Raw genomic sequence first — 26,723 nt, forward strand, 5'->3', positions numbered from 1 at the left:
CCCCCCGCGGCCGGGACTGTCATTTGCATAGATTCCTTTCGTGTTCCAGGATGTGGGGAGGATGGCCCGCGGCCGCTCAGGCCTGCATCAGGCGCATCGGCGCCATGTCCATGCATTCATCGTTCTCCGATTCGGGCATGACGGGCACGCACAGGCTCAGGAACTTGGCCAGCATCGCGTCCAGCGAGAACAGGTGCTGCGCCCGCGTGCGGCTTTGCGCCTTCAGGGCCGGGTCGTCGCGCACGCGGTCCACGATTGAGGCCACCTTGTCGCAGGCCTCGTGCAGGTCCGGATGCTCGACATCGCCCAGCAGGTGGCCGGTCTGGTCCTCGACGAAGCACTCGCCCGCGCCGCCGGCGGGCGTGGAGACCACCGGCACGCCCAGCAGCTGGGCCTCGATCAGCACATTGGGCAGGCCTTCGTAGCGCGACAGCAGCACCTTGGCGTCCATCTGTGAATACCAGTAGCCCACATGGTTGGACAGGCCGACGAGCAGCAATCGCTCCGTCACCTGCAGCTCTTCCGCCAGCGCCACGATGTTCTCGTGCAGCCGGCCGTCGCCGACGATGACGAAGCGCGCCCGCGGGCGCTGCTTCAGGTAGAGCGCCGCGAGCTTGATCCACAGCTGCGGCCGTTTGTCCGGTTCCAGACGGAACACGCCGCCGATGGTTTCCGTGGCATCGGCCGTGTTTTCCTGGAATGCCCGCCATTTGTCCTGGTCCGTGGCGGCGGCGTCGGTGGCAAGATCCGGCACGCCGTTGTACAGCACATGGAAGCGCACGATGGGAATGCCGAGCCATTCCGAATAGGCCTCGGCCGCCTTGCGGCTGTTGCTGACGAAGTGCACGCCGGGCACCTGGGCCAGGGCCTGGTACAGCTCGGGATACTCTTCGCGGAAGCGGTCCTTGCGGATGTTCGGCGGCAGCCCTCGGAACACCAGGTGGATGGTGGGCGCGCCCGCCAGCAGCGCCGCCAGCGCGCCGAACAGGCAGGTGCCGTCCTGCCACAGGCTGACCACGTCGAACGGGTTCGTCCGCAGCACCGGCGCCAGCCGCGTCACGCCGTAGTGCACCGGCGGCGGCAGCTGTTCCAGCAGCCGGCCCAGGCGGCCCTCCGGCACGGATTGATGGGACACCGAGACCGGCGGCAGCTTGTTGATCTCCGTGACCGGGATCTGCGCCTTGACCAGCACGGGCAGGAAGAAGTCCAGGCCTTGCTTCTTGGCCGAGCCCGACGGCTCGGTGTGCTGCTTGACCAGCACTTCGACTTTTTCCGGCTTCGGCAGCAGGTCCAGGGGCACCTGCCCCGGCTGTTCCGCCAGGCGGGTCAGTTCGCCAGCCAGTCGCGTCAGCTGGCGCTCGGCGCCGCCGGGGCCAAGGCTGCCGGTCACCAGCGCGACCGAGACCGGTTTTTCCGGCCCCTGTTCGGGCAGGTGCCGGTCGCGGAAGTGCAGGATCGCGTGCTTCATCGACACGATCCGGATGTCCTTGCCGACCAGCGCCGATTCGGGCTCCAGGCGCTGATAGAAGGCGTAGTCGCTTGCCAGCGCGTCGGCCAGCTCGGCAGCCTTGCTGCCGGGCGCCAGGTGCCGCGCGACGGGCGCGATGACGTCGAACGCATCCGCCAGCAGCCCCCGCTTGCGCAGGCGCTTGGCGAATTCCACGCGCATGTTGCGGTCGGTGTGCTGCGAGATCAGCCGGCGGAACAGCGCGTCGGATTGCTCATGCGCGCGAATGTCGCTCAGCAGTTTGGCGCGGGCGAACAGCCGGGCGGGATTGTCGCTGGACTCGGGCAGATGGCGCTCGACCAGGGCCAGCGCGTCCTCGACATGCCGTTCCTTGACCAGGCGCGTCGCGCAGTAGCGCACGATCTCCAGGTCATCGGGGCATTCCCGCAACAGCGTGGTCCACTGTTCGGACAGGCCTTCGTTCAGGCCCGCGGCTTCCTGCAGCCGCAGCAGCAGGAAGCGGACCTTGGAATCGGCCATGTGATCACGCGCCAGCGCCTGCGCGCGCGCCAGGTTGTCCTGCGCGACCTGGACCCTGCCGGATGCCGCGACGATTTCCTCCAGCCGCGCCTGGACCTCGGGAAGGTCGGACTCGGCGTGCTTGCGATCGGTGGTCAGGGGCGGATTCATGCTGCCTTCCTTCGATTGGCCTTTTCGATCCACACCTGGCAGCGCTGGATGTAGTGGTCGTACTGAGCCGGATTGTCGGAACGTTCCTGGAGCGCGCGCCAGTAGGGCAGCGCTTGTTCGAAGCGGTGCAGGCGCATGGCGCCGACAGCGGCCAGGCGCAGGCCGATGGGATCATCAGGCACCAGTTGCAGAATGCGTTCGCCCAGCGCCAGGCGTTCGGTGGTGCTGGACGATTCCAGACCACGCGCCTCGGCGTACAGCACGGCCAGGATGCGCCGCTTTTCGTGATCGACTTCCGTCATCTGCGGCCAGGATTGCGCAACGCGATCCAGCAGCTTCCAGGCGGCCTTGGGATCGCCCGCCGACAGGATTTCCCGGGCGCCGCGGATCGCGCGCGGTCCCAGCCGGCCGAGCTGGCGCTCGGCCTCGTCGCGGGCGCTCTGGTCGGCGCTGGCATGGGCCAGCACCATCTGGTAGGCGTCGATGGCCTCGCCGAACCAGCCGCCGTTGAACGCCACCCGCGCGAAATGCAGCTGCGTGCTGAACGGCGCGGACTCGTTGGCGGCCGCCTGTTCCAGATGACGCATGGCGGTCTGCTTGTCGCCCAGCGCGTCGGCCGCGCGGCCGCGCATGGCGTGCAGCTCGGGGAATTCGACCTCGGTGTCGAGCGCGATGTCGGTCAGGTCGATCACCTCCTTGTGGTTGCCCGCCACCAGCGCGGCCCGCGCGCCGAGGCGCATCGCGCGCTCGAAGGCGCGTTGCGCGCGCACGCTGGACAATGCGTCCGGATTGAGCAGGCGGTGCGCGCAGATGCGCTCGGCGGCGTCGCGCAGGCGGCCTTCATCCAGGGCCCGCGCGCCTTCCTCGGCCCAGGTCGAAGACTGCGCCCGCAGCCAGGCTGGGATGTCCTCCTGCGCGCTCTCGGCCAGTTTGCAGGACACGGCCAGGGCGGCCCCGGCCATGATGCAGCCGCGCCAGGACGCTTCCTTGACCAGCTCCAGCGCCTCGGCATCCGTCAGCGCGGGCGACTCGGACGCCAGGGCGCGCAGCCCCGCGCGGTCGCCGGCGATCAGGCGGTCGCGCCACAGCATCGCGAAGCCGCGCGCATGGCGGGGGATGGCCGCGCGCACTTCATGGACCCATCGGATCGCCGCGTCCATGTCGCCGCTGGCCTGCAGCAGCGAGAGCACCGTGTCGGCGGCGACCGTGGCCACCGGATCGTCGGGCGATGCGATGCGGAACAGCTGCTTCCAGTTGCCCAGCGCCTCGTCGGCGTGGCCCAGATGGCTGGCGCAGATCGCGGCGATGCGCAGGATTTCCGGGGTTTCGATCTCGTCGCCCAACAGGCCGGCCGCCAGCGAGTAGGCCACGTCATGGCGGCCCAGCTTGAAATGGTTGCGCATCAGGATCTGCTCGGCCTTGCTGCCGGCCGCCAGCGCGCCGTCGGCGCCGTCCAGCAGCGCCAGCGAGCCTTCGTAGTCGCCCAGCTCTTCCTGGATGCGCGCGAACAGCAGCGTATGGTCGGGCAGGCCGGGATGGCGGCGCAGTACGTCGCGCAGGCGGCGCGAGGCCTCGCGCAGCTCGCCGGCGTCCCAGAGCTTCTCGATGCGCTCGGCGCTGTCGTCGGCGCCCAGCTTGGACGCGGCGGGCTGCGGCGCGGATGCGCTCATGCGCGGACGCATGAAGGTCTTGTACCAATCGGTATACAGCCGCTCGGCGAACAGCGGAGTGTAGTGCGTCAGGTCCAGGCCGCCGTCTTCCATCGCCTCGGCCTGGCCGAGCTTGTTCATCAGCGGCGTCGGGTCGTAGCAGGGCACGCCGATGCGCTGGCTGCTCGCGACCACCGCGGCGATCAGCTGTTCGCGTTGTTCGATCGGCACATTGTCGGGCGTCATGGCGTTGACGTGCGTGACGAACACCACCTTGTCCCGGCCCAGCAGCTCGACCAGCTGGCGCATTTCCTGTTCGATCTCGTCGTCCGTCAGATCGCGCTTGACGATGCGGGCCAGCAGCTCGCGGTTTTCCGGCGTCAGGCTCTTGTAGACCGCATCCTGTTCCAGCGCCGCGCGCCGCTCGGCCAGGCGGTCTGCGCTGGCCATGGACCAGAACAGCCGGGTGCGCGCGCGATCGGCGAAGAACTCGCTGAAATAGCGCGCCAGGTAGTTGGACTGTATCGGATGGCCGTCGATGGTCAGCAGCTTGCGCGAGGACAGTTCGACCATGTACAGGTCGGCCGGCTTGTGCGTGGCGCGGCGCGCCTGCTCGCCGTTGGACGGGCGGAAGATCAGGCGCTGCACGTCGGCGGGAATCTCGCCCTGGCCGAACATGTAGCGGGCCTGCTGCAATGCCTCGGTGCTGGTGTGCACGAAGCCGTAGTTTCGCCCGAGTTGCAGCTTGATCGGGTAACGACCCACGGCGTCGCGCAGTGGGGTGTGGATGCGGCAGGTGCCGATGGGAGCGATGGTGAAGGCGGTCATTCCGGCCTCTCCTGTGATGATGGGTGGCGGGCCTGGATTCAGAGCGTCCAGTACAAGAGGTCGGACTGAAGCCGGCGGCTGTCCAGCACGGATTTCAGGTCGCACACCATGCCGCCCGTCTTCACCAGGCCTGGCAGGTCTTCCCAGATGGTGTCCATGGTTTCTCGGTGCGGCACTGCCAGGATCAGCACGTCCATGTCGCGGAACTGATCGCGCGGCACGAGGCTGATGCCGTACTCGTGCTGCATCTGCTCCGCGTCGACCATCGGGTCGCACGCCACGGGCGTGATGCCGTAGTCGCCCAGCGCGCGATACAGGTCGACCACCTTGGAGTTGCGGATGTCGGGCACGTTCTCCTTGAACGTCATGCCCAGGATGCCGACCCGGGTCGACGCGTTCAGGCGGCCGTTGCGGGCCAGCGTCTGCACCACGCGCGCGGCCACATGGCTGGCCATGCCGTCGTTGATGCGGCGGCCCGACAGGATGACTTCCGGGTGATAGCCCAGTTCCTGCGCCTTGGAGGTCAGGTAGTAGGGATCGACGCCGATGCAGTGGCCGCCCACCAGGCCGGGCGTGAACTTCAGGAAGTTCCACTTGGTGCCGGCCGCGTTCAGCACGTCGGCGGTGCGGATGCCGATCAGGTCACAGATCTTGGACATCTCGTTCATCAGCGCGATGTTGATGTCGCGCTGCGTGTTTTCCAGCACCTTGGCCGCTTCGGCCACTTTGATGGAGGAGGCGCGGTGCACGCCGGCGTCGATGATCTGCTCGTAGACGCCCGCGATGTGATCCAGCGAATCCTGGTCCTGGCCGGACACGATCTTGACGATCTTCTCCAGCGGGTGCTCGCGGTCGCCCGGGTTGATGCGCTCCGGGCTGTAGCCCAGCTTGAAGTCCACGCCGCAGCGCAGGCCGGAGGCCTTTTCCAGTTCGGGGCCGCAGATGTCCTCGGTGGCGCCGGGGTGGACGGTGGATTCGAAGACCACGATGCAGCCCGGGCGCAGCACGGGGCCGATCGAACGGCAGGCTTTCACCAGCAGGGAGAAATCGGGATTGTTCTTCTCGTCGACCGGCGTCGGCACGGCCACCACGAAGAAATCGCAACCCTGCAGTTCCGTCACCTGGTCGGTGAATTGCATCGGGGAAGCCAGCAAGGCTTCGCGTTCGATCTCGCCTGTCCAGTCGTTTCCGGCTTTCAGACTGGCGATCCGCCGCTTGTCCACGTCAAAACCGATGACGTCAAAGCGCTTGGAAAATGCCACGGCCACGGGCAGGCCGACATAACCAAGGCCACACACTGCGATTCTCTTTGCCACGGGGGGACCTCTCTGTTTTCGTCGTGTCGTAGACACTAGAAACCGACGCTCAAATACCAGTCATCAATATGAAATCGATGCGCGCTGGATTTACTTTGAGGTGGATGCGATGCTGAAGATTGATTACAACTCGATACCCCGTCATACGAACGAGGCGGCGAACAGACGAATCGTAGAGGTCGCGGACAGCAATTTTCTTTCTAAATATTCTGATTGCTGTGGAAATAAATCGGAGATATCGCAATAAACCCGGGGTATCCCCAATATTGATTACATCGATTACATAGATTGCTACATTTTCCATTGGGGGAAATGTTTTCAAATATTAAAAGTCGTTTTTCTTGGTCTTTTTAATGAAGTTGAAAAGACGCGATATTCGGTCTGTGGGTATTTATTAATAAGCGGGGGAAATGTCACCGCAACAATATCGGGTTACGGATGGGCCATGGTTCATCTGTCCGCCCATGCCTGCCGTCCCGCCGCATCAGCGCGGGAACACAATCGCCACGGGCGGCTCGGCCTGTCGGCCGGGGATAGAGCATTGCACGATGCGGGTCAGGCGTTCGATCAGTTGATGGCTGACGATGGCGCTCAGCGAAGCCGGTGCGATCCCATAGCGCCGATTCGGTTGCGCCCGTTCCGGAATGCCGCGCTGCCGCAGGTGAAAAAGGCGTAGGGCGAGGACGTGTTTTTCAGGTAAATCCTCCGCGATACCTTGGTATGGGTGTCGAAGTCCCTGACCAGATCGATCAGGTGGCCGTGCCCCTGGGCGCAGATGTGCGGGATATCGGCGGCCCGCAGGGCCATGGATTGGCTCACCGGAGTCCCTGCTGCCGTGCCGATTTCGTCGGAGGATGTCCAGAGCACGTCGTATTCAGCACAGAAGAAGCCGATACGCGCCGTCGGCGCCGGGGATTTTCACCAGCTCCACGCCGTCGCCATGGCGGTTGCGGTGATCTGGGTCTTGGTATATGAAGCCGATCTGGTGCATGAGATTCTGGTTTCGGGAAGATTCGGGTGGCGGGCTGCCCCAACGCCACGGCGTCGGCGGCCTGGTCCGCGCGAATCGACCCTAGGAGCGAAATTTGCATTACCAATACCACGACGGCTTGCTGGAGCAGGCCAGCCTCGACGCGTCTGATCGCAGCGCCGTGCTGACTTTCCTGCTCTATGCGGTGTTCGACAGGCCGCGCGCCAGGGTGTCGCTGCGTTTTGAAGGCATCCACAACTTTGCCGCAGTTCAAGCGTACTTTGCAAAAGTCCTGAGCGACGCGGATCCTGAGGCGGACGATTGCCTGGACCGGTGCGACGCGCTCCACTGGGACACGAAGCGGCCCGCGTCGGCGCGGTCGCGTTATGTATTCCTGCGCCTGGCGCACTATGGCAGCTTGCGTATCCACTGCGAGGCGGTGGTGGAGGCGGCGGTGTAGCCCATGCGGGTCTGGGCGGGATCTATTCAGAAGGGATTTGAGACGTGTCTTATGGATCGTCGCTGGCGGCTGATCGTTGCTTGCGGCAAGCTGCGGGCACTTGCCCAAGAGTGCCCGTTTGGGCGTCAGTTGATGACGCGTAAATTTTTTTTCGGCTGACCTCTAAACTGATTTCCGGCAGGGGGGATAACTTGATTTATGTAGCGGCGCGAAAGGCGCGCCGCGCTTTTCAAGTCTATCCATGCTCCGCGAAATTCAATGGTTGTGGCCCGCTCCCATCTTGCATCGCAGCCTGCGCCTGAGCGGCTGGGTGGATGGACGGGCACAACGCACGTGGCCGGAATGTCCTGAGCGGCGGGCCGACAGGCCGGTGCATGGCATGCCACGGCGGACCGGACGACGGCTGAAACTTCTCGCCGGCACGACGGGCATCGCCTACGGCAAGCACGAAAGACCCTCGTGAGACGCACGCAAGCCCCGCCCTGTAGGCAGGGCGGGGCATTCGTGCGGCCAGTGTTTGCAACATTTAGATTTTCCTGTGCATCTCTTGATACGTCAGTTCTCCCATCCAGAACTTTGAAGTAGCGCGAATCCCCCTGCTTTCCGTTGCCGGTTTCGAGTCCACACATGTCTTTCCCGTCACGTCCCGTCAAGCGCTGGCATCCTGTCCAGGGATGGGCCAGCGCTCATGGCGTCGTCGGTGCCGCAAGGCGCGCGGAGGCGGCGCATGCGGCCTGATCTGGCAATCCAATTGATGAGCGACCTGTTCTGGACGGGCCTGCTGATTTGCGCGCCGGTATTGTTGTTGACCCTGACGGTGGGCGTGGTGATCAGCATCCTGCAGGTGGTGACCCAGGTGCAGGAGATGTCGCTGACGTTCATCCCGAAGATCGTCGCCGCGGTCATCGCCATGGCGCTGTTCGGGCCGTGGATGCTGCGCACCTTGATGCATTACGCGACGGCCTTGCTGCGCGACATGCCAGGGATACGGTGAGGATCTGATGCCAGACCTCCAGATCCCCCTCATCGCGACGATCGCATTGCTGTCTTTGCGCGTGGGCGCGATGCTGGCGTTCACGCCGGTGTTCTCCTTGTTTCCCATTCCGGCGACGGCGCGTGTCCTGCTGGTCGTCGCTTTGTCCGTGGCGATAGCGGGAGCGCTGCGGGCGCCCACAATGCTGGCGCCCGATACCGGCACGTTCCTCGCCCTGGCGGCGACGGAATTCTCTTTCGGCCTGCTGCTGGCCTGCGGCATCTTCTGCGCATTCGCCGCCGTGGCGTTCGCCGGCCGGGTCCTGGACATCCAGATCGGCTTCGGCATCGGCCAGATCTTCGATCCCGTCAGCCGCGCGCAAGTGCCCGTGGTGACCTCGGTCTTCATGTACTCGGGCGCGCTGATCTTCTTTCTCGTGGACGGCCATCACGCCCTGCTCAGAGGGCTGGCCCACACCCTGGACATGGTGCCGGTGGGCAGATTCTCGTTCGACGCCATGAACCTGCCGGCGATGCTGGCGGCCTGGGGCAAGCTTTATGGGCTGGGCTTCATGCTGATCGCGCCCGTGGCCGTGGCGATCCTGCTGATCGAACTCGGGCTGGGAATGTTGGCTCGCGGGCTGCCGCAGATGAACGTCTTCGTCATCGCGTTGCCCGTGAAGATCCTGGCCGGGCTCACCGCGTTGACGTTTTGGTCGCGCCACATGCCTGCCGGCTTGTCCAGGATCTTCGACCTCGTGTCGGACGTGTGGAACGGGGCGGTGCGCTGATGCAGGAATTCGACAAGAGCGAGGCCGCGACCCCCTACAAGCTGCAGCAGGCGCGTCGGCGCGGAACGGTGGCGCGCAGCCCCGATTTGACTGGCGCCGTGGCCCTGTTGACCGCGGCCTGCGCCCTGTATGCCTGGGGCTGGGAGGCGGCGCGGGCCTTGGCGATGCTGGCGCGCGCCGCGCTGGTCCAGGGCCTGTCCATGCCGTTCAGCCTGGCTTCCGTGGCGGCGCTGATCGGCCGCGTCGGCGCCGACGCGCTGCTGATCATCGCACCTTTCGCGATCGCGGTCGGCCTGGCCGCGATCGCGGCCAATGTGGCGCAGACCGGCCTGATCTGGAGCGGATTTCCCCTCAAGCCCGACCTGGCGCGCATCAATCCCGTGACCGGATTGAAGCGGCTGTTTTCCCTGCGCACGACCTACGACGCGGCCAAGAGCGTCTGCAAGGTCGCGCTGCTGGCCGGCGTGCTGTACATGACGCTCAAGGCCTTGCTGGGCTCCCTGTCCGCGCTCGGCGAGCGCACGCCGTTCGAGGCGCTGAGGCAGTTGCTCGCCATGCTCGCCACGCTGGCCCTGAAAATGGCCTTCGCGGCCTTGCTGCTCGCCTTGCTGGACATGGCTTACACGCGCTACGAGTTCAAGCGCAAGATGCGCATGAGCAAGCGCGACGTGAAGGACGAGGTCAAGAACCGGGAAGGCGATCCGCGCGTCCGTTCGCGGCTGCGGTCGCTGCGCATCGAAATGCTGCGCAAGGCGGCGTCGGTGCGGCAGATCGGCCAGGCAGACGTGCTGATCGTCAATCCCACGCACATCGCCGTGGCGCTGCAATACAAGCGCGGCGAGATGGCCGCACCCGTCATGCTGGCCAAGGGCGCGGGCCTGCTGGCGGCGCGCATGCGCGCCGAGGCCGCGCGCCGTGGCGTGACCGTGGTGCGCAATCCCGCGCTGGCGCGCGCCCTGTATTTTCAAGGGGAAATGGGGCAGGCGATTCCGCTGGACCTGTATCCGGCGGTGGCGCGAGTGATGGTGTGGCTGATCGCCCGGCGCGAGGCCCGCCATGTCGTGGGAGCCGCGCAATGAACCGCCTGGCGCAATGGCTGGCGGGCAACCGGGACATCGTCATGGTCCTGGTGGTCATGGGCGTGCTGGTCGTCCTGTTCATGCCGATTCCCCCAGGCATGCTGGATTTCCTGATCCTGGCCAATTTCAGCTTCGCCTTTCTCATCCTGCTGCTGACGTTCTACATGGCCAGGCCGGTGGAGTTTTCCACCTTTCCGTCGCTGCTGCTGATCGCGACCTTGTTCCGCCTGTCCCTGAACGTCGCCGCCACGCGGTTGATCCTGTCGGACGCCAATGCCGGCAGGGTGATCTCGGCCATCGGCGGCTACGTGGTCGGCGGCAATTATGTGATCGGCCTGATCGTGTTCCTGATCCTGATCGTGGTGCAGTTCGTGGTGGTGACCAGCGGCGCGCAGCGCGTCTCCGAGGTGGCGGCCCGTTTCACGCTGGACAGCATGCCGGGTCAGCAGATGAGCATCGACGCCGATCTGAACATGGGCTTCATCACCCAGGAACAGGCGCAGCAGCGGCGCAAGACTCTGGAAAAGGAAGCGGCCTTCTATGGCGCCATGGACGGCGCGTCGAAGTTCGTCAAGGGCGACGCCATCGCCGGCATCCTGATCATGGCCATCAATATCATCGGCGGCCTGGTGATTGGCGTGATGCAGCTGGGCATCCCGTGGGGGGAGGCCGTCAGGACATACACGCTGTTGACCATCGGCGACGGCATCGTCACGCAGGTGCCGGCGCTGGTCATCGCCGTGGCCACCGGCATCATCGTCACGCGTTCGGCGTCCGACGGCAACTTCAGCGGCGAGGTCGCGCGCCAGATCACGCTGTTTCCCAAGACGCTGTTCCTGGTGTGCGCGGGCTTGTTCGCGATGGTGGCGCTGCCGGGGATTCCGGCGCTGCCCGCGCTGGCGCTGGGAATCACGGTGTTCGGACTGGCCTGGCTGGCCAGGCGGGCCGGTCGCGATGCCGCCCCGCCGCAAGATGAACCGGAGGCCGGGCTGCCGCAGGCCGCGCAGGCGGGCGATCCCTACGAGGCGCTGACGGTGGAGCCGGTCGAGATTCAGGCCGGCGCTCAGTTGCTGCCGCATGTGATCGAGCACAGCGGCTTCCCGGATCGCATCGCCGTGTTCCGCAATCAGTATGTGCTGGAAATGGGCATGGTCATTCCCACCGTCAAGATCCGGGGCAGCGCCCGGCTGGGACCGGACGAATACGAGATCCTGATTCACGGGGTGCCGGCGGGCAAGGGCATGGCCATGGCCGGCCGCTGGCTCGCGATCCACCCCGCCGGCGTGACCAAGACCGTGCGCGGCATCGAGACGCGCGATCCTACCTATGGACTGCCGGCCGTATGGATCGAGGAGTCGGAGAAGGCCAATGCCCAGCAGGGCCGCTACACGCTGATCGACGGCATGACCGTGCTGATGACGCACCTGACCGAAGTGCTTCGGCGCGAATCCGCCACGCTGCTGACGCGCGCCGAAACCGACCGGCTGCTGGAGCGCGTGCGCAAGTCGCAGCCCGGCTTGGTGGAAGAGATCACGCCCGGCGTCCTGTCCGTGACGGAAGTGCAGAAGGTGTTGCAGGCGCTGCTGCGCGAGAAGGTGAGCATACGCAATCTGGAAGCCATTCTGGAGGTGTTGGCCGATGCGGGTCGCCATCAACGCGACGCCCCGCAGCTGGCCGAGCTGGCCCGTCAGCGGCTGGGACAGGCGATCTGCCGTTCTCTGTCCGGCGATGCCGGAACCTTGCATGTGATCACGCTGGATCCGCTGGTGGAGGCCCATATCGGCCAGTCATTGCGGGCGGCGGCCGAGTCGGGCGGCCGGCTGGCGATCGAGCCGCGCGTGGCCGATCAACTGGTCGGCGGCCTGGTGCAGCAGGCCGAGGGAATGATGAAGGCGAATCTGCTGCCGGTGCTGCTCTGTTCACCGGATCTGCGGCGGCACATGCGGATGCTCACCGAGCGCGTGCTGCCGCATCTGCGGGTGCTGTCGATGTCGGAGATACCCGGCAGCATCGATCTGAAGGCGTTCTCGGCGGTCTCGGTGCCATTGTTGCAGGACGCGACCGGGGCTTGAGCCCACGGACCGCACCACAGGAAAGAGGAAGGAGTCCAACTTGGAAATCATGAACGTGATTGCGCAGGGCATGGGAGTGGACCAGGACCGGCTGACGGCCATCGCCACGAACCTGGCCAATGTCCGCACGCCGGCCTACAAGCGCGAAATGATCAACGGCACCGGTTTCGAGGCGCAGCTCGACGCACTCGAACAGGGCGAAACGGCCCGGGCGGGCGGGCGCGCCGTCAGCCGCGCCGATATGCGTCCCGGCGCGGTGCAGTACACAGGGCGACCGTTAGATATGGCGCTGAGCGGCGAGAACGCGTTCCTGGAGCTGTCGCGCGACGGCGCCACGTTATACGGGCGGCAGGGCGCCATGCGGGTGGATAGCCAGGGCAGGTTGGTGAATGCGGGTGGCGATCTGGTCATGGGTATGGGCGGAGAGATCCGGCTCGCCTCGAACGCGCCGCGCATCGACGCGCAGGGCAATGTCTACGACCAGGGCAAATTCATCGACAGGCTCAGTCTGGCCAGTTTCGACGCGCCACAAAACCTGACGCGGCTGGGCGCCGGAGTCTACCGCGCCGGGCAGGAACGGGCGCAGCCCATGCGCGAAGGCGGCTCGTCGGTGCTGCAGGGCTATCTGGAGGGGTCCAACGTCGACCCCGCGCATGAGATGGCCGGCCTGATAGAAGTCATGCGCCATTTCGAAAGCCTGCAAAAAACCGCGCAGTTCGTCGACGACATGACGGGGCGGGCTGTGCAGAAATTGGGCGAGATCTGAGGAGCGCGGGAATGATCGATTCGTTGTACGTGGGCGCGACGGGCATGCATGCCCAGCAGACGGGCGTGGACGCCGTGGCGCAGAACCTGGCCAACATGAATACCGCTGGCTACAAGAAATCGTACGTGGTGTTCGGCGATCTGATGACGCGCGCCGCGACGGGCGGCCAGCCTGCTGGCGTGGCCGGCGCCGATGCGGCGCGGAACCTGGGGCTGGGCGTGGCGATCTCGCGCCATGCCAAGTCCTTCGTGTCTGGCGAAATCAAGCAGACCGGCAAGCCGCTGGACCTGGCGATACGCGGCGAGGGCCTGCTGGAAGTGGCGATGCCGGATGGCGGCGTCGCCTATACGCGGGGCGGCCCGTTGAAAGTGGACCAGGACGGCATGCTGACGACGCTGGCGGGCCTGCCGCTCAAGGCCATGATTTCCGTACCGGCCGACACCGAGAAGCTGACCATCGCGCCGGACGGGAAGATCACTGCGTGGCGCAATGGCGGCCGCGACGCCGACGAACTCGGCAAGCTGGACCTGGTCCGTTTCAATGCCGCCGAGGATTTGGCCGCGCTGGGCGATGGCCTTTATCAGGCCACCGAGCGTTCCGGCGAGCCGGTGCTGGGGCGGCCGGGCGAGGATGGCATGGGCCTGTACGCGCAGGGCTACTTGGAATCGTCCAACGTGCAGCTCAACGAAGAAATCATCAACCTGATGGTCGCGCAGCGCGCCTATGAGGCGAACGCGAAGATCGTCCAGGCATCCGACGACATGCTGGGTCTGGTCAACAACCTGCGACGCTAGGCGATCCCGTGAGAAAGCTCATGCTCGTAGCGGCGTTGTGTGGTGGTGGCGCTGGCGCCGCGCCCCAGGAGGACGCCGCCGAACTGTTCCTGCGCGCCTCCGTCCAGGTCCGCGCGCCCGCGTTGACGCTGGGCGACGTGGCGCGCATCGACGCGCCGGCCGATCGCCGCGACCGCCTGGCCCGCTTGCGCATAGGCGCCGTGCCCGCTTCCGGCGAGGCGCGCGAGATCACGCGCGATGAACTGGAGCGCTGGATCGCCACGGCGGACGAGGATCTGGGCGTGGTGGCCTGGAAGGGCAATGCGTCCGTGCGCGTGGCGCGCAAGACCGTTGCGCTGGATCGCGACGCGGTGCTTCGATGCGCGACCGAGGCCGCGCGTGCGGCATTGCGGCCGAGGTTCCGGGATCTGGTCATCGAAGCGGCCGGCAGTCCCTTGCCCGACCTGGTAGCGGCAGGCGCCGTCGAACTGCGCGCCCGCCCGCTAGACCCGCAGGTCGAGGTGACGCAGCGCCTGGTGGTGTGGGTCGAACTGTGGCAGGGCGGTCGCCTGTACCGGGCGATTCCGGTGGCCTTGCGGATCCAGGCGATGGCGCCGGTGCTGCGCCTGAACGCCAGCATTCCGGCCGGCGCGTCGGTATCGATGACGGATATGAGCGTGGAAGAGCGCGATGTGGCGGCGCTGTCGGGCGCTTACTGGCCGGCGCACGAACCGCTGGGCGCCGTGCGCGCGCGCCAGCCGCTGGCGGCCGGCGCGGTGTTGATGCGCTCGCAGTTGCAGGCGCTGCCGGACGTGGAGCGTGGCGATCAGGTGGCGCTGCGGGTGCGCGCCGGCTCGGTGACCATCGAAACCTCGGCCAGGGCATTGCAGGATGGCTGGACCGATCGCACCTTGCGCGTCATGCCGGCCAACGCTTCCGAGGCCGTGGTCGCGCGCGTGGTGCGTGGCGGACTGGTGGAGGTGAGCCAATGATGCCTGGCTTCGGATTCAGATTTGGCGTTGCGCCGCGTGTCGCGGCCTGCCTGGCGTTGGCGTGGATGCTGATGATCGTTGGCGGACCCGCGCGCGCGGAAAGCCTGTTCGATCCCGACCTCTATCGTTCGCTGGGCACGGACCGCAAGGCCGCGCGCATCGGCGACGTGCTCACGATCCAGGTGGTCGAGACCTCGTCGGCGAGCAGCTCGGCCGATACCTCCACCGGCCGGAAGTCCAGTTTCGACGCGGAGTTTCGCCTGTCGCGGCGGCCCACCACCTCGGGGGGCATCGACGTGGACAGCGATTTTGATGGCGGGGGCAAGACCCAGCGCTCCGGCAAGCTGTTGGCGCAGATGTCGGTCGGGGTGGTCGGCGTGGCTCCCAATGGCGACCTGTACGTCAAGGGCGACCAGCTGCTGACCGTGAACGACGAGCAGCAGAAGATCCAGGTGAAAGGCCGGGTGCGGCCGCAGGACATTTCGCCGGGCAATGTCGTGCTGTCCACCCGCCTGGCCGAGGCCGAGATCGTCTACATCGGGGAAGGCGAACTGGCGGGCCGGCAACGCCCATCCTGGTGGGCCCGCTTCCTCAACTGGCTGGGTTTCTGATGCGCGCGCTGATTCTGTCTTTCTTCATGGCCGCGATGCTTGTCGCGCCGTCGGCGACCGTCGCGGCCCGCTCCAGCGCGACCGAGGTAGTGCGCATCAAGGACCTGGGAAAGCTCAAGGGCTGGCGCGAGAACTCGTTGATCGGCTACGGCATCGTGGCGGGCCTGGCGGGCACGGGGGATTCGCCGTCCAACAAGACGACGCGGCAGGCCATGGCCAATGTCTATTCCCAGTTCGACCTGACGGTCGCGCCGGAGCAGGTCCAGAGCCGCAACGTGGCCGTGGTGATGGTCAGCGCCATGCTGCCGCCGTTCGCGCGGCCGGGCGATGCGGTCGACGTGGTGGTGACTTCGGCGGGCGACGCCCGCAGCCTGGTGGGCGGCAACCTGCTGGCCACCGCGCTCAAGGCGCCGAACGGCAAGATCTATGCCTTGGCCCAAGGTCCGCTGTCGGTGGGCGGCTATCGCTATGACATGAACGGCAACGTGGTGCAGAAGAACCATCCCACCGCCGGTTCGATTCCTGGCGGGGCCCTGGTCGAGGTCGGCGTGAATGCGCAGGTGGTGACCGCGGACGGCGCGATGACTTTCGTCCTGTCCAATCCGGACTACACCACGGCGGGCAGGGTGGCCAACGAGATCAACCGCGCGCTGGGGCGCCCGCTGGCCAAGGCGCGCGACGCCGCCGGCGTGGACATCCAGGTGCCCGAGTTCGAGCGCGACAACCTGGTCGCCTTCGTTTCGCGCATCGAGGCGCTGTCGATCACGCCGGACCAGCGCGCCAAGGTGATCCTGGACGAGCGCACGGGCACGGTGGTGTCGGGCGGCAATGTGCGCCTGTCCAAGGTCGCCATTTCGCATGGCGACCTGCGCATCTCCATCGTCACCGACAACCAGGTATCCCAGCCCATCTTCGTGCGCCAGGGCGGCGACGGCGGCATCCGCACCGAAGTCGTCTCGAATTCCAGCATCGACGTGCGCGACGGCGAGGGCAGCGCTTTCGTCATGTCGGAAGGCAGCACCGTCGCCGAGCTGGTGCAGGCCCTGACGAAGATACGGACCAGTACCCGCGACATCATTTCCATTCTGCGCGCCATCAAGACCGCCGGCGCGCTGCATGCCGACCTGATCATCCAGTAACCCTCACCGAGGCCCAGCATACCCATGATAGATCCCGTCACCCTGAGCGCCCTGGGCGCCGCGCTCGACGCCGCCAGCCTGCGGCATCGGGCGGGCGCGGCCAATATCGCCAATGCGCATACCGCGGGCTACGTCCCGCAGCGGGTCGAGTTCGAGAGCATGATGCCGGGCGCGCAGGCCGCGCTGGCGCGTGGCGGCAGGCTGGCGGCGCACGATCTCGCGTCGCCCAGGCTGGTCAGCGCGTCGCCGCGCAGCGCCGCTCCATATGGCGCCAACGCCGTGGCCATCGATCAGGAAGTGGCCGGCGTGGCCCGCAATGCGCTGCACTACCAGGCGCTGGTGAAGGCGTTGAGCGGCCAGCTCGCGCTGGTGGAAGCGGCCTTGAACGACGGACGGCGCTGACCATGGACTATCAAAACGCATTCGCCATCAGCGCCGCCGGCATGAGCGCGGAAAAGCTGCGCGTCGACGTGGCGGCCCTGAACCTGGCCAACGCCAATTCGCCGCTGTCGCCGCAAGGCGCCGGGTATCAGCCGCTGCGAGTGATGTCCAGTACGCGAGCGGTCTACGGCGTGCGCAGCTTCGGCGATCTGGTCGAGCAGGGCATGGCCGTCAATCAGGGCTTGAGCGTCGCGCCCTATCGGGCGCCTGCCCGGCGCGTGCATGAGCCGGGCCATCCGCAGGCGGACCGGGACGGCTATGTCTCCTATCCGGGCGTGGACACCCTGACCGAGATGATGACCATGATGGTGGCGAGCCGCGCCTACGAGGCCGATGTGGCCGCGTTCAACGCCGCCAAGACCATGGCGATGAAGGCGCTGGAGATCGGAGGGCGGACATGATCGCGCAAGCCGCCCAGGCGCTGCAGGCCGCCGCCGCGCAAGCGCCCGTCGCGCCGGCCATCGCGCCGCGCGACGCGTCCTTCGACGCCATGGTCGGCGCGGGATTGCGCAACGTCAACCGGGCGCTGTTGCGCACGGAGGAAGACGCGCAGCGGCTCGCGGTGGGCGAGGTGCAGGATCTGCACCACGTGATGATCCGGCTGGAAGAGGCCAAGGCTTCCTTCCAGCTTTTCTTGCAAGTACGCAACCGGCTGTTGGACGCATATCAGGAAGTCATGCGCATGCAGATCTGAACGGGATTGATCGGAAATGTTCATTACGGAGTTTTGGGCTCGCCTGGACCGGCGCAGTCGCTATCCCCTGCTCCTGGGGGCCTTGGTGATCGTCATCGCAGTCGCGGCGGCGGGCTACCTGCTCACGCGCGGCAGCTATCAGGTCCTGTTCTCGGGCGTCAAGCCGCAGGACGCCTCGACCATGCTGGCGGAACTGGACAAGCAGAAGATCCCGTATCGCCTGGATGCGGACGGCTCGACCATCCTGGTGCCGCAGGAGCTGGTCCATAAGACCCGCCTGCGCCTGTTGGGCCAGGATCTGCCGCTGCACGGCACGGTGGGATTCGAGCTGTTCAACAACGCCGATTTCGGCATGACCGAGTTTGCGCAGCGGATCAACTACCAGCGCGCCCTGCAAGGCGAGATCACCCGCACCATCCTGTCCCTGTCCAACGTCGAATCGGCGCGGGTGCTGATCGCCTTGCCCGAGCAAGGCCTGTTCCGTCGCGGCGCGGGCGTGCCGACCGCATCGATCGCGGTGACGCTGCGCGATGGGCGCAACCTCACGCCGGAGCAGGTGCTGGGCATGCAGCGGCTGGTGTCGGCGTCCATCCCGGACATCGAGTCGCGCAACGTCACCATCGTCAATCAGCATGGCGTGGCCTTGACCGCCTCGGCCGATGGCGAAGACGGCGCGGCCTCGGCCGACGCGCGACTGGCGCTCAAGCGGTCGACCGAGGAATACCTGACGCGCAAGATCGCCGGCATGCTGGACCAGACTTTCGGACCCGGCGCCGTGGTCGCCAGCGTGGACGTGCTGCTCAACATGGACAGGATCCGCATCACCACGGAAGACGTGCTGCCCTATTCACAGGCCGGCAAGGGCCAGCCCACCGGCGTGGTCGTGCGCGAGCGTCGCTCAAACCGTGAAGGGGAACCGGGCGCGGGCGTGAACAACGGGCGCCGCGCCGGCGGCGGCGCGGACAGCGAAATCGACTATCAGGCGGGCAGGAAAGTCGAGGAAATCGTATCGACGCCGGGCGTCATCATGAAGATGGGCGTCACCGCCGTGGTGCGCGGTCCGATGGATGGCGTCGCGCTGGATCGCCTGCGCACGCTGGTCGGCAACGCCGCCGGCGCCCAGGTGGAGAGAGGCGACACGGTCATTGTGTACAGCACGGAGCAGGTGGCCGCGCGCAGCGGCGTGGTGGCGCAGGACGCGGGCATGACCGTGGCGCAGGCCGCGCCGCCGGCCGCCCCGCGCACCGAGTTCGAATGGACGCCCCGCCTGGCCATCGCCCTGCTGCTGGCGATCGGCGGCGTGTTGGTCGCGCTGGCCTTGCTGGCCAGCCGGCGGCGGCCGCAGTCCGCGCGGCTGTCGGCCGAGCAGCGTGATGCGTTGTTGCAGCAGCTGCGTGGCTGGCTGGAGCCGGCGCGTCAGCCGGCCGACGCGGAGAAGTCCTGATGGACGGTTTGCGTTTGAGCGCATTGGCCCTGCATGCCGTCGCGGATCGTGATCGCGCCTGGCTGCTGTCCCGCCTGCCCGATGCGCAGCGAGGCCCGCTTGCCGAGCTGTTGACCGAGCTGCGGCGCACAGGCATTCCTGCGGATCCCGGCCTGATCACGCAATTGGTGCGTGAGCGCGAGGCCATGAATGAGGGCGCGCGGGGTGGACAGCCCAGCCCGGGCTTGTTGCAGGCTGCGGCGGAGGACGTCTGGAAGCAATTGCGGGGCGAGCCCGACGCGGTGGCGGCCCGTATCCTCCGGCGAAACCGCTGGCCGTGGCTCGATGACCTGATGGCGCTGTGCGGGCCGGGTCGGGCCAGGAACATCGAGGCGTTGATCCGCACCCTGGATCCCGCCCCGGCGCTGGAACAGGCGCTGGTGCAAGAGCTGGAGGCGCGCCTGCAGGCGCGGCAGGCGTCGCCGGGCCGCAGGTCGACCGTCAAATGGCAGTTCTTCCGTCGCGGCGGGAGCGCGCGATGAGAACGGCGCCCATCCTGCGTCAAGCGCCGATCGCGCCGGCATCCCGCTTGGTCGGCTCGACGCGAGCAGTGCCGCGCCAGGCGGCGTCCATGCAGGAAGCGGCTCCTGCGCGCCCGGATGAAGCGCGGACGGATGAGATGCCCGCCAGCCCGGCGCCGGTGGCTGCCCTGAGCGAAGCCGAGATCCAGCAGCGTGGCCTGGCCTTGGCGCAGCGCATGGTGCAGGCCGAAGCGGAGCAAGCCCGCAAGGCGGCGCGGGAAGAAGGCTTGCGGGCCGGCCGGGAAGAAGGCCTGGCCCAGGCCCGGGCGCAGGCCGAGGAAGGGCGGCAGGCGCAGCAGGCCCGGTTCCAGGACGTCATGGATGCCCTGCTTGAAGCCTTGCGGCGCGAGCAGGAGGCGACGCTGGACGCGGCGCTGGAGCTGGCGCTCGCGGCGCTGGTCCGCATTCTGGGTGTGCGTCCGGATGCGGAGCGGGTGATGGCCTTGGTGCGCCAGGCCAGCAGCCAGCTCAGGCATCCGGGGCAGGTACGCGTGAAACTGGCGCCGGCGGATCTGGCGCTGCTGAAAGAGGCGGGCATAGACCCGGCCGCGCTGGCGCCGCAGGCCGCCGAGGTCATGTGGGTGGCCGACGCCACGATCCAGGGCGGTTGCGTCTTGCAGACGGAGGCGGGCAACCTGGACGCGCGCTTGCAACGGCAGGTCGCGGCGTTGGGCGAAGCCCTGTCGCAGGCGTATCGCGCGCACGAGGCGACGCCATGACGGCCCAGGCCCTGTCCGCCTGCCTGCGGGCGATCGGGACGGCCGCGCTGTATGTGCGCGACGGCGCGGTGCGCCAGGTGTCGGGGTTGGCCGTGACGTGCTCGGGTCCGGACGCCAGCCTGGGTGAACTATGCCGCATCTCGCCGCAGGCGGGCGGCGCCGGCATCCTGGCCGAGGTCGTGGGCGTGCGGCCCGACGGTGTGGTGTTGATGCCTTATGGTCGCCTGGACGGCGTGGCGGCAGGCAGCCGGGTGACCACGGCCGGCGTCTCCGATCGCGTGCCGGTCGGCCCGGCCTTGTTGGGTCGCGTGGTGAATGCGTTTGGCGAAGCGCTGGACGATGGGCCGCCCATCGCGGCCCAGGCCATGGTTCCGTTGAAACCCGCTCCGGTCAATCCGCTCCGGCGCAAGCCGATCGATACGCCGCTGGAAACGGGAGTTCGGGCGATCGACGCCCTGTTGCCGTTGGGGCAGGGGCAGCGTGTCGGCATTTTCGCGGGCAGCGGCGTGGGCAAGAGCACCCTGCTGGGCATGCTGGCGCGAGGCGTGCGCGCGGATGTGAACGTCATCGCGCTGATTGGCGAGCGCGGTCGCGAGGTGCGTGATTTCATCGAACGTCAGCTCGGTCCGGACGCGCTGGCGCGTTCCGTGGTGGTCGTCGCCACGTCGGACGAACCCGCCCTGATGCGGGCCCGGGCGACCTATGCCGCGCTCGCGATCTCGGAATATTTTCGAGACCAGGGGCGCGATGTGTTCCTGACCATGGATTCCGTCACGCGCTATGCCATGGCGCGGCGCGAGATCGGGCTGGCGGCGGGCGAGCCGCCGACGGCGCGGGGCTATACGCCGACCGTTTTCTCGGAGATTCCCGAGCTGTGCGAGCGCTGCGGCCGGGTGGAAGCCGGCGGATCCATCAGCGCGGTGTTCACCGTGCTGGTCGAGGGGGACGATTTCAACGAACCCATCGCCGACAGCCTGAGGGCCACGCTGGACGGCCATATCGTGCTGAGCCGGGACCTGGCGCATCGCGGCCACTATCCGGCCATCGACGTGCTGCGCAGCGCCAGCCGTCTGGTGAAGGAACTGACCACGCGTCAGGAGCGGGAGCTGATGCGGCAGGCATCCGCGAGCCTGGCCTTGCTGGAAAGAAACCGCCAGATGGTCGATATCGGCGCCTATCAGTCGGGCGCCAATCCCGCCCTGGACGCGGCGTTGGCGATGGCGCCGCGATTGGACGCGTGGCTGCGTCAGGATGCCGACGCGCCGGAGTCCAGGGCCCAGGCGTACGCGGCGCTGGCGGCCATTCTTGGCCGGCAGGAGGAGGACGGGGTATGACCGCGACCTCTCGTTTCCGCTATCCGCTGGCCGCGCTGGAGTCGCTGTATGGCCATCGCCTGGAACAGGCGCGGCTGGATCTGGCGCGGGCGCAGGACCGGCTGGACGAACAGACCGCGATATGCGACCGGCTACGCCTCGCGTTGGGCCAGGGCCATGCGGATTGGGCCGCCGCGAGCGCCGGCGCGGCGGGTTTCGATCCGGCCCGTCATATCGCGGTGCGCGAAGCGCTCGCGGCCATGCGCGGGCGATGGGAACAGGCGCGTGCCCAGGCGGACGCATTGCGCGCGGAGGTCGAGCGCTGTCGCGACGCTCTGCTGCAGGCGCACCGGCGCGCCGAGATCGTGGACCGGCACAAGACGCAGGCGCGGCGCGAATTCGATGTTGACGCCGCGCGCGCGGAACAGCGCCAGGCCGACGCGGCCTGGCCCACAGGGAGAAATCGTTCATGACCATTCTCGAGTACGCGTCCGCGGGCGCGCAGAACCCGGTGTCCGCCCGGGGCGAACAAGGGCTGCCGGCATCGCTGGCGGGATGGCGCCAGGCCATGGAACAGGCCCAGGCGCGTGACTGGCTGGACGGGCGCGATCTGACGCCGGGCGACGAACGGCAGGGGAGCGCGGATCCGTACGCCGCGCGGACGTTGGTCGCGCCTGCCGGACCGGCGCGGCCCGCCGATACGGCCGGGCAGGCGGGGGAGCGGCGCGACACGCCCGCCGCGTTGCGGCCGGAGGGCGACCCCACGGTGCCGGCGAGGATCGCCGACGGCCGCGGCGATGTCGAGCTTCGGCCGACTTACGCGGGCGGACCGGGCATTACCGCAACGCCGCTGTCCACGCGGCCGGGGGCCGTGTCGCCGACTTTCGCGGAGCCGGCCACGGCCGCAGGATGGGCGGGAGCCGCGCAGACGCGCCGGCCGCGCAAGCGGTCCGTTCACGCGCAGCACGACGAGCAGGGCGTTTCGGTATGGATCCGCGACGCCGCGATGAACAGCCTTCAAGCCCGGCATCTCGCCATGGCCATCGCCGAAAGCATGCAGGGCGGGGCGCGCGATCTGGCTTCGCTCTATCTCAACGGCCGTCCGCTGCCGGGTGGCCCGGACTCTCCTTCAACCGCTACGCCGGAGTAACGCTTCATGGCCATCGATTCGACCGCCGCGGCTTCCGCCTCGACCCAGCTGGGCATGCAGGACCTGCTCAAGGTGCTGCTGGCCCAGCTCACCAACCAGAACCCGCTCAAGCCCATGGAGAACCAGGATTTCATCGGGCAGATCGCCCAGTTCTCATCGCTGGAGCAGAGCCGCCAGACCTACGCCAAGCTGGACCAGCTGGTCACGCTCCAGTCCACGCTGCAATCCGTGGGCCTGATCGGCAAGACGGTGGACGCCCAGTCGCCCACGGGCAGCATCACCGGCACCGTGACGGCGCTCAGCCTGGCATCGGGCACGCCGACGCTCAGCATCCGGACATCCAGCGGCTCTGTCGTCAATGACGTGAGCCTCGGTTCGGTATCGGCCATACGCTGAGGGAGCGCGTCATGCTGGATAGCATCTGGTTGAGTCTTTCAGGCATGAACGGATTCTCCAAGGGACTGAAGACCATCAGCAACAACGTGGCGAACATGAACACGCCCGGCTTCAAGAAATCGCAGGTCCTGTTTGAAGAGCAGTTCAACGCCTACGCGCCTTACAGCAAGGGCTGGAGCGGCCCCGGCGCGGGCGGCGGCGCCGGCGTGGACACGTATGCGACGCGCACGGATTTCAGCCCCGGCGAAGCCCGGCAGACCGGCAGCGGCCTGGACATGGCGCTGGACGGCGCCGGCTACTTCATGTTGCGCATGCCCGATGGCGAAGTGCGCTACACGCGCGCGGCCCAGTTCGACTTTGGCGATGATGGCGTGCTGCGAAACAAGAGCGACCGCGCGACGGTCCTGGGCACGGGGCGCAACGGTGAGGGCCCGTTGGGCGAGATCTCCACGGCGGGGCTGACCACGTCCCCGGCCAATTCCACGTCGCGCATCCGCTTCAATGGCTACCTGTCGTCGACCGGTACGGACCATCAGCTCAACGCCGTCAAGGTCTACGACCGCAGCGGCGCGGAGCATCTGCTGAAGGTGTCTTTCGTCAACACAGGCGCGACCAGGCCGGGCACCTGGAAAGTGACGATCGAAGACGGGCCGAACAAGCTGGGGGAGGGCACGCTGGCCTTCAAGGACGGCCGGATCGATCCGGCCGCGTCCCGGATCTCCATCATCTACAGCCTGCCCGCGCTGGAGGCGCAGCCGATCGAGCTGGATTTCAGCGAGGGCGTGACGGCGTTCGCGTCCGGCACCACGTCCACGCTGACAGTCTCGAACCAGGATGGCTACGCGGCAGGCACGGCGACCGGCATTACCTTTGATGGTTCCGGAGTGTTGTCCGTCAGTTATTCAAATGGCCAATCCCGGCAGGGCAGCCGCATCGCGCTCGCGCGTTTCGGTTCGGATGACGCCTTGTCTCCGATGGGCGCCAGCCAGTTCGTGCTCAGGGACGAGGCCGCGCGCATGCTGGGCAACCCGCGCCTGCCCGGATTCGGACGCCTGCTGACGGGGCGCGTCGAAGGTTCCAACGTGGACCTGTCGCAGGAGTTCAGCGATCTGGTCGTGATGCAGCGCGGCTATCAGGCTTCGTCGCAGGCCGTGTCCACGGCCAATGATCTGATCCAGTCCCTGTTCGATCTGAAGGGGCGGCGCTGATGACGGCCTGGAGCATCGGATGGTGGACCGGCCAGGAGAGCGGGCGCGTGGCCGACACGTTGCGGGAATCGTTGCGGGACTGGTGCGAGCAATGGGGGGCCGAGTTCGCGGCCCTGCGCGTCGAAGCGGAGGCCTTCGACATACCTCCCTCGACGGATCCCGTCTGGCTGGCGCTCTCAGATGGCGCCGACCAGGGCGGCGTATGGATGGCGCATTCCGATGTTGCGACCCGCGCGCTGGGAGCGGCTTTGTGCGGCGACGCCGAGGGCGATGTCGTCGCGCGTTCCGGCGGGGCGATGCTGGCCGGCGCTGGCCGGCGCGCGGCATTGGCGCTGGCCGAGGCGTTGCGCCAGGCGCAGGCGTGGCATGCCATCGACAGCGCGCCTGGCGCGTTGCCCGAGGGCGTTGCGCGAGGCGGCTTGATGATGTCCGTGCGATTGGGCCAGGCCAGGTTGCCGCTGGCGCTGAGCGCCGGGGCGGCGCAACGGCTGGCCGGGCGTGTTCGGGGAAAGGGCGCGCCGCTGGCGCCGTTGCAGCAGGCCATCGGCCAGCGTGCCGTCAGGCTGAACGTGACGCTGCGGCCTGTGCGGCTGGAGATCGGCGGCCTGTGTTCGCTGTCCATCGGCGATGTGGTTGCCCTGGACCATGGATTGGAGGAGCCCGCGATGCTGCGGGCGCAGGACGCCACGGCGGTCGCCGAGGTGCATTTGGCAAAAATCGGGCCCCACAAGGCCATCCGACTGGACCGCACGGCGCTATGAGCGCCGTCTGGTCCGATTATTAGAAGAAGTGCCTAGGAGTACGGACTTGACTCATCCCCATACGGACATTGCCGGCGCAATGGCCCAAGCGGTCGATTTTCCCGAAGGCGCGGACGCCCAGGCGGAGCAAACCGCGCTGGCGATCCGCAACCTAAACCCCATTCATAGCGTGAAGGCGACGCTGTCGGTGCGCGTCGGCGAGGTCGAACTGACCGTTGGCGACCTGATCAATGCCAAGAGCGCGCAGGTCTTCGCGCTGGACCGGCGGGTCGACCAGCCGGTGGACCTGTTGCTGGAGGGCAGCGTGGTCGCGCGCGGAGAGCTGGTCGCGGTGGGCGATCATTTCGGCATCCGCGTGACCGAATTGCCGCTGGACTTGCGTTCGCTCGCATGAATGCCGATACGCCCCTGGCCTGGGGGCAGGATCGGGCCGTGAGCACCGCGTTGCAGTCTTGGTCTTGGGCGCTGGCCGTGGTGCTGGCCCTGCTCGCCTGCGCCGCGGTTTTCTGGTGGCGCAGGCGCGCGGGGTCGCAAGGCGGCCGCCGGCGGGTGGATGCGCCGGTGAGACGACTGGGCGGGGCACGGCTCAGCCCGCGCGTGGCGCTTGAGGTCGTCGAGTTTGGCGGCCAGCGCATCCTGCTGTCTGTCAGCGAGTCCGGCGCCCGCGAGATCGCGCGCGCGCCGGCCGATGCGGGCGCGCCGGGGAGCGGGCGATGAAGCGCGTCTCCCTTGGCCGGATCGTGGCGACGCTGGGCCTGCTCGTCTGGTTGGCGCCGTGGCAGGCGATGGCGGCGGGCGCTGCCGGCGCCTCGTCGGGCATGGGTGATCTGGCGGGCGTCGACGCGCCCGCGACCGCCAGCGCGTTGCGCATCGCCATCGGCCTGACCGCGCTCAGCCTGTTGCCGGCGCTGCTGGTATGCACGACGGCGTTCCTGCGCATCATCATCGTGCTGTCCATGTTGAGGCATGGCTTCGGCATGCAGGAAACGCCGCCCAACGCCGCGCTGCTGGGCCTGGCCCTGTTCCTGACGCTGTTCGTGATGTCGCCGGTCATGAATGAACTGAATCGGGATGCGCTGCAGCCGTTCATGCAAGGCAGCATCTCCGTCGAAGAGGCCTACGAGCGCGGCGCCCGGCCCTTGCGGGCGTTCATGGCCAGGCATACGCGCGAGGAAGACCTTGCGTTGATGCTGGAACTGTCGGGCGCGCCCAAACCGGCCACGCTCGATGAGGTCGGCAACGTCCAGCTGATCCCCGCGTTCATGCTGTCGGAGCTGCGCGTCGCGTTCCAGATCGGCTTCGTCATTTTCCTGCCGTTCCTGCTGATCGACCTGATCGTGTCGAGCGTGCTGATGGGCCTGGGCATGATGATGATGCCGCCTGTCACGGTCTCGCTGCCGATCAAGATCCTCTTGTTCGTGCTGATAGACGGCTGGGGACTGGTCCTGCGCTCCACCATCGGTTCCTTCCATTGAGTCCGGC

Annotated in this window: 29 protein-coding genes; 25 read left to right on the forward strand and 4 right to left on the reverse strand. The window is 67.3% G+C overall.

The features are described 5' to 3' along the window. Positions 1-76 precede the first annotated feature (76 nt). The 4 genes from AC6LJ5_RS12400 to AC6LJ5_RS12415 form a co-directional block, all read right to left on the reverse strand. Positions 77-2,137 (reverse strand): glycosyltransferase, encoded by a 2,061-nt coding sequence (locus tag AC6LJ5_RS12400; protein WP_103271180.1) that lies wholly within the window; start codon positions 2,135-2,137, stop codon positions 77-79. Beyond that, the gene (locus AC6LJ5_RS12405; protein WP_498140614.1) at positions 2,134-4,614 is read right to left on the reverse strand and encodes a hypothetical protein; all 2,481 of its coding nucleotides are present in this window, start codon (positions 4,612-4,614) and stop codon (positions 2,134-2,136) included. The genes AC6LJ5_RS12400 and AC6LJ5_RS12405 overlap by 4 nt, the downstream gene beginning before the upstream one ends. A gap of 38 nt (positions 4,615-4,652) precedes the next feature. Further along, positions 4,653-5,912: a nucleotide sugar dehydrogenase gene (locus AC6LJ5_RS12410; RefSeq protein ID WP_498140615.1), complete on the reverse strand. Its 1,260-nt coding sequence runs from the start codon at positions 5,910-5,912 to the stop codon at positions 4,653-4,655. A gap of 609 nt (positions 5,913-6,521) precedes the next feature. Continuing rightward, positions 6,522-6,797 (reverse strand): hypothetical protein, encoded by a 276-nt coding sequence (locus tag AC6LJ5_RS12415; protein ID WP_498140616.1) that lies wholly within the window; start codon positions 6,795-6,797, stop codon positions 6,522-6,524. 218 nt (positions 6,798-7,015) lie between these two features. On the opposite strand from AC6LJ5_RS12415, the gene AC6LJ5_RS12420 reads away from it, so the two are divergent. From AC6LJ5_RS12420 to fliP, 25 genes are all read left to right on the forward strand, one after another. Then, positions 7,016-7,360 (forward strand): hypothetical protein, encoded by a 345-nt coding sequence (locus tag AC6LJ5_RS12420; RefSeq protein WP_498140617.1) that lies wholly within the window; start codon positions 7,016-7,018, stop codon positions 7,358-7,360. A 727-nt stretch (positions 7,361-8,087) separates the two neighbouring features. Then, positions 8,088-8,354: a flagellar biosynthesis protein FliQ gene (gene fliQ / locus AC6LJ5_RS12425; protein WP_498140618.1), complete on the forward strand. Its 267-nt coding sequence runs from the start codon at positions 8,088-8,090 to the stop codon at positions 8,352-8,354. A gap of 7 nt (positions 8,355-8,361) precedes the next feature. After that, positions 8,362-9,123 carry a flagellar biosynthetic protein FliR gene (locus tag AC6LJ5_RS12430; RefSeq protein WP_498140619.1) on the forward strand — a complete coding sequence of 254 codons (762 nt, stop codon included), beginning with the start codon at positions 8,362-8,364 and terminating at the stop codon, positions 9,121-9,123. Then, positions 9,123-10,202 carry an EscU/YscU/HrcU family type III secretion system export apparatus switch protein gene (locus AC6LJ5_RS12435; RefSeq protein WP_498140620.1) on the forward strand — a complete coding sequence of 360 codons (1,080 nt, stop codon included), beginning with the start codon at positions 9,123-9,125 and terminating at the stop codon, positions 10,200-10,202. The genes AC6LJ5_RS12430 and AC6LJ5_RS12435 overlap by 1 nt, the downstream gene beginning before the upstream one ends. Continuing rightward, positions 10,199-12,274 (forward strand): flagellar biosynthesis protein FlhA, encoded by a 2,076-nt coding sequence (locus AC6LJ5_RS12440; RefSeq protein ID WP_498140621.1) that lies wholly within the window; start codon positions 10,199-10,201, stop codon positions 12,272-12,274. The genes AC6LJ5_RS12435 and AC6LJ5_RS12440 overlap by 4 nt, the downstream gene beginning before the upstream one ends. 49 nt (positions 12,275-12,323) lie before the next feature. Then, positions 12,324-13,040 carry a flagellar hook-basal body protein gene (locus AC6LJ5_RS12445; RefSeq protein WP_392408861.1) on the forward strand — a complete coding sequence of 239 codons (717 nt, stop codon included), beginning with the start codon at positions 12,324-12,326 and terminating at the stop codon, positions 13,038-13,040. A gap of 11 nt (positions 13,041-13,051) precedes the next feature. Next, positions 13,052-13,834 (forward strand): flagellar basal-body rod protein FlgG, encoded by a 783-nt coding sequence (flgG, locus tag AC6LJ5_RS12450; RefSeq protein ID WP_392408763.1) that lies wholly within the window; start codon positions 13,052-13,054, stop codon positions 13,832-13,834. 8 nt (positions 13,835-13,842) lie between these two features. Continuing rightward, positions 13,843-14,805 (forward strand): flagellar basal body P-ring formation chaperone FlgA, encoded by a 963-nt coding sequence (gene flgA / locus AC6LJ5_RS12455; RefSeq protein WP_392408762.1) that lies wholly within the window; start codon positions 13,843-13,845, stop codon positions 14,803-14,805. Between the two features lie 65 nt (positions 14,806-14,870). Continuing rightward, the gene (locus AC6LJ5_RS12460; RefSeq protein ID WP_392408761.1) at positions 14,871-15,416 is read left to right on the forward strand and encodes a flagellar basal body L-ring protein FlgH; all 546 of its coding nucleotides are present in this window, start codon (positions 14,871-14,873) and stop codon (positions 15,414-15,416) included. Next, entirely contained in the window at positions 15,416-16,555 is a 1,140-nt protein-coding gene (locus AC6LJ5_RS12465; RefSeq protein ID WP_392408760.1) for a flagellar basal body P-ring protein FlgI, read from the forward strand. The genes AC6LJ5_RS12460 and AC6LJ5_RS12465 overlap by 1 nt, the downstream gene beginning before the upstream one ends. Before the next feature lie 24 nt (positions 16,556-16,579). Continuing rightward, a complete protein-coding gene (locus AC6LJ5_RS12470; RefSeq protein WP_498140622.1) occupies positions 16,580-16,957 on the forward strand; it encodes a flagellar basal body rod protein FlgB in 378 nt (125 codons plus the stop codon). Between the two features lie 2 nt (positions 16,958-16,959). Further along, positions 16,960-17,397, forward strand: a complete 438-nt coding sequence (flgC, locus tag AC6LJ5_RS12475) for a flagellar basal body rod protein FlgC (protein ID WP_392408758.1) — start codon at positions 16,960-16,962, stop codon at positions 17,395-17,397. Beyond that, a complete protein-coding gene (gene fliE, locus AC6LJ5_RS12480) occupies positions 17,394-17,690 on the forward strand; it encodes a flagellar hook-basal body complex protein FliE (protein ID WP_212312003.1) in 297 nt (98 codons plus the stop codon). The genes flgC and fliE overlap by 4 nt, the downstream gene beginning before the upstream one ends. 16 nt (positions 17,691-17,706) lie before the next feature. Then, complete coding sequence (gene fliF / locus AC6LJ5_RS12485) at positions 17,707-19,134, forward strand: flagellar basal-body MS-ring/collar protein FliF (RefSeq protein WP_392408757.1); 1,428 nt, start codon at positions 17,707-17,709, stop codon at positions 19,132-19,134. Further along, complete coding sequence (locus AC6LJ5_RS12490) at positions 19,134-19,655, forward strand: hypothetical protein (protein WP_392408756.1); 522 nt, start codon at positions 19,134-19,136, stop codon at positions 19,653-19,655. The genes fliF and AC6LJ5_RS12490 overlap by 1 nt, the downstream gene beginning before the upstream one ends. Positions 19,656-19,792: 137 nt before the next feature. Beyond that, entirely contained in the window at positions 19,793-20,413 is a 621-nt protein-coding gene (locus tag AC6LJ5_RS12495) for a FliH/SctL family protein (protein WP_498140623.1), read from the forward strand. Next, positions 20,410-21,747, forward strand: a complete 1,338-nt coding sequence (locus AC6LJ5_RS12500; RefSeq protein ID WP_498140624.1) for a FliI/YscN family ATPase — start codon at positions 20,410-20,412, stop codon at positions 21,745-21,747. The genes AC6LJ5_RS12495 and AC6LJ5_RS12500 overlap by 4 nt, the downstream gene beginning before the upstream one ends. After that, the gene (locus AC6LJ5_RS12505) at positions 21,744-22,199 is read left to right on the forward strand and encodes a flagellar FliJ family protein (RefSeq protein ID WP_498140625.1); all 456 of its coding nucleotides are present in this window, start codon (positions 21,744-21,746) and stop codon (positions 22,197-22,199) included. Before AC6LJ5_RS12500 ends, AC6LJ5_RS12505 begins: the two co-directional genes overlap by 4 nt. Then, positions 22,196-22,876 carry a hypothetical protein gene (locus tag AC6LJ5_RS12510; RefSeq protein ID WP_498140626.1) on the forward strand — a complete coding sequence of 227 codons (681 nt, stop codon included), beginning with the start codon at positions 22,196-22,198 and terminating at the stop codon, positions 22,874-22,876. Before AC6LJ5_RS12505 ends, AC6LJ5_RS12510 begins: the two co-directional genes overlap by 4 nt. Positions 22,877-22,882: 6 nt before the next feature. After that, positions 22,883-23,272: a flagellar hook assembly protein FlgD gene (locus AC6LJ5_RS12515; protein WP_212311995.1), complete on the forward strand. Its 390-nt coding sequence runs from the start codon at positions 22,883-22,885 to the stop codon at positions 23,270-23,272. 11 nt (positions 23,273-23,283) lie between these two features. Further along, positions 23,284-24,480 (forward strand): flagellar hook protein FlgE, encoded by a 1,197-nt coding sequence (locus AC6LJ5_RS12520; protein WP_392408751.1) that lies wholly within the window; start codon positions 23,284-23,286, stop codon positions 24,478-24,480. Next, on the forward strand, positions 24,480-25,241 hold the full coding sequence (locus tag AC6LJ5_RS12525; RefSeq protein WP_498140627.1) for a FliM/FliN family flagellar motor C-terminal domain-containing protein: 762 nt from the start codon (positions 24,480-24,482) through the stop codon (positions 25,239-25,241). The genes AC6LJ5_RS12520 and AC6LJ5_RS12525 overlap by 1 nt, the downstream gene beginning before the upstream one ends. A 46-nt stretch (positions 25,242-25,287) precedes the next feature. Further along, positions 25,288-25,635: a FliM/FliN family flagellar motor switch protein gene (locus tag AC6LJ5_RS12530; protein ID WP_392408749.1), complete on the forward strand. Its 348-nt coding sequence runs from the start codon at positions 25,288-25,290 to the stop codon at positions 25,633-25,635. A 38-nt stretch (positions 25,636-25,673) separates the two neighbouring features. Then, a complete protein-coding gene (locus AC6LJ5_RS12535) occupies positions 25,674-25,958 on the forward strand; it encodes a flagellar biosynthetic protein FliO (protein ID WP_392408748.1) in 285 nt (94 codons plus the stop codon). Beyond that, positions 25,955-26,716 carry a flagellar type III secretion system pore protein FliP gene (gene fliP / locus AC6LJ5_RS12540; RefSeq protein ID WP_392408747.1) on the forward strand — a complete coding sequence of 254 codons (762 nt, stop codon included), beginning with the start codon at positions 25,955-25,957 and terminating at the stop codon, positions 26,714-26,716. Before AC6LJ5_RS12535 ends, fliP begins: the two co-directional genes overlap by 4 nt. The last annotated feature ends 7 nt before the right edge of the window (positions 26,717-26,723 follow it).

The sequence above is a fragment of the Achromobacter sp. 1011791174 genome (genome assembly GCF_059760925.1).

What these genes read in the sequence shown, in the direction of transcription:
- AC6LJ5_RS12400 (WP_103271180.1), bottom strand. Translation starts at nt 2,137, where the DNA reads ATGAATCCGCCCCTGACCACCGATCGCAAGCACGCCGAGTCCGACCTT.
- AC6LJ5_RS12405 (WP_498140614.1), bottom strand. Translation starts at nt 4,614, where the DNA reads ATGACCGCCTTCACCATCGCTCCCATCGGCACCTGCCGCATCCACACC.
- fliQ (WP_498140618.1), top strand. Translation starts at nt 8,088, where the DNA reads ATGCGGCCTGATCTGGCAATCCAATTGATGAGCGACCTGTTCTGGACG.
- AC6LJ5_RS12430 (WP_498140619.1), top strand. Translation starts at nt 8,362, where the DNA reads ATGCCAGACCTCCAGATCCCCCTCATCGCGACGATCGCATTGCTGTCT.
- AC6LJ5_RS12435 (WP_498140620.1), top strand. Translation starts at nt 9,123, where the DNA reads ATGCAGGAATTCGACAAGAGCGAGGCCGCGACCCCCTACAAGCTGCAG.
- AC6LJ5_RS12440 (WP_498140621.1), top strand. Translation starts at nt 10,199, where the DNA reads ATGAACCGCCTGGCGCAATGGCTGGCGGGCAACCGGGACATCGTCATG.
- AC6LJ5_RS12445 (WP_392408861.1), top strand. Translation starts at nt 12,324, where the DNA reads ATGAACGTGATTGCGCAGGGCATGGGAGTGGACCAGGACCGGCTGACG.
- flgG (WP_392408763.1), top strand. Translation starts at nt 13,052, where the DNA reads ATGATCGATTCGTTGTACGTGGGCGCGACGGGCATGCATGCCCAGCAG.
- AC6LJ5_RS12460 (WP_392408761.1), top strand. Translation starts at nt 14,871, where the DNA reads ATGCTGATGATCGTTGGCGGACCCGCGCGCGCGGAAAGCCTGTTCGAT.
- AC6LJ5_RS12465 (WP_392408760.1), top strand. Translation starts at nt 15,416, where the DNA reads ATGCGCGCGCTGATTCTGTCTTTCTTCATGGCCGCGATGCTTGTCGCG.
- AC6LJ5_RS12470 (WP_498140622.1), top strand. Translation starts at nt 16,580, where the DNA reads ATGATAGATCCCGTCACCCTGAGCGCCCTGGGCGCCGCGCTCGACGCC.
- flgC (WP_392408758.1), top strand. Translation starts at nt 16,960, where the DNA reads ATGGACTATCAAAACGCATTCGCCATCAGCGCCGCCGGCATGAGCGCG.
- fliE (WP_212312003.1), top strand. Translation starts at nt 17,394, where the DNA reads ATGATCGCGCAAGCCGCCCAGGCGCTGCAGGCCGCCGCCGCGCAAGCG.
- fliF (WP_392408757.1), top strand. Translation starts at nt 17,707, where the DNA reads ATGTTCATTACGGAGTTTTGGGCTCGCCTGGACCGGCGCAGTCGCTAT.
- AC6LJ5_RS12490 (WP_392408756.1), top strand. Translation starts at nt 19,134, where the DNA reads ATGGACGGTTTGCGTTTGAGCGCATTGGCCCTGCATGCCGTCGCGGAT.
- AC6LJ5_RS12495 (WP_498140623.1), top strand. Translation starts at nt 19,793, where the DNA reads ATGCCCGCCAGCCCGGCGCCGGTGGCTGCCCTGAGCGAAGCCGAGATC.
- AC6LJ5_RS12500 (WP_498140624.1), top strand. Translation starts at nt 20,410, where the DNA reads ATGACGGCCCAGGCCCTGTCCGCCTGCCTGCGGGCGATCGGGACGGCC.
- AC6LJ5_RS12505 (WP_498140625.1), top strand. Translation starts at nt 21,744, where the DNA reads ATGACCGCGACCTCTCGTTTCCGCTATCCGCTGGCCGCGCTGGAGTCG.
- AC6LJ5_RS12510 (WP_498140626.1), top strand. Translation starts at nt 22,196, where the DNA reads ATGACCATTCTCGAGTACGCGTCCGCGGGCGCGCAGAACCCGGTGTCC.
- AC6LJ5_RS12515 (WP_212311995.1), top strand. Translation starts at nt 22,883, where the DNA reads ATGGCCATCGATTCGACCGCCGCGGCTTCCGCCTCGACCCAGCTGGGC.
- AC6LJ5_RS12520 (WP_392408751.1), top strand. Translation starts at nt 23,284, where the DNA reads ATGCTGGATAGCATCTGGTTGAGTCTTTCAGGCATGAACGGATTCTCC.
- AC6LJ5_RS12525 (WP_498140627.1), top strand. Translation starts at nt 24,480, where the DNA reads ATGACGGCCTGGAGCATCGGATGGTGGACCGGCCAGGAGAGCGGGCGC.
- fliP (WP_392408747.1), top strand. Translation starts at nt 25,955, where the DNA reads ATGAAGCGCGTCTCCCTTGGCCGGATCGTGGCGACGCTGGGCCTGCTC.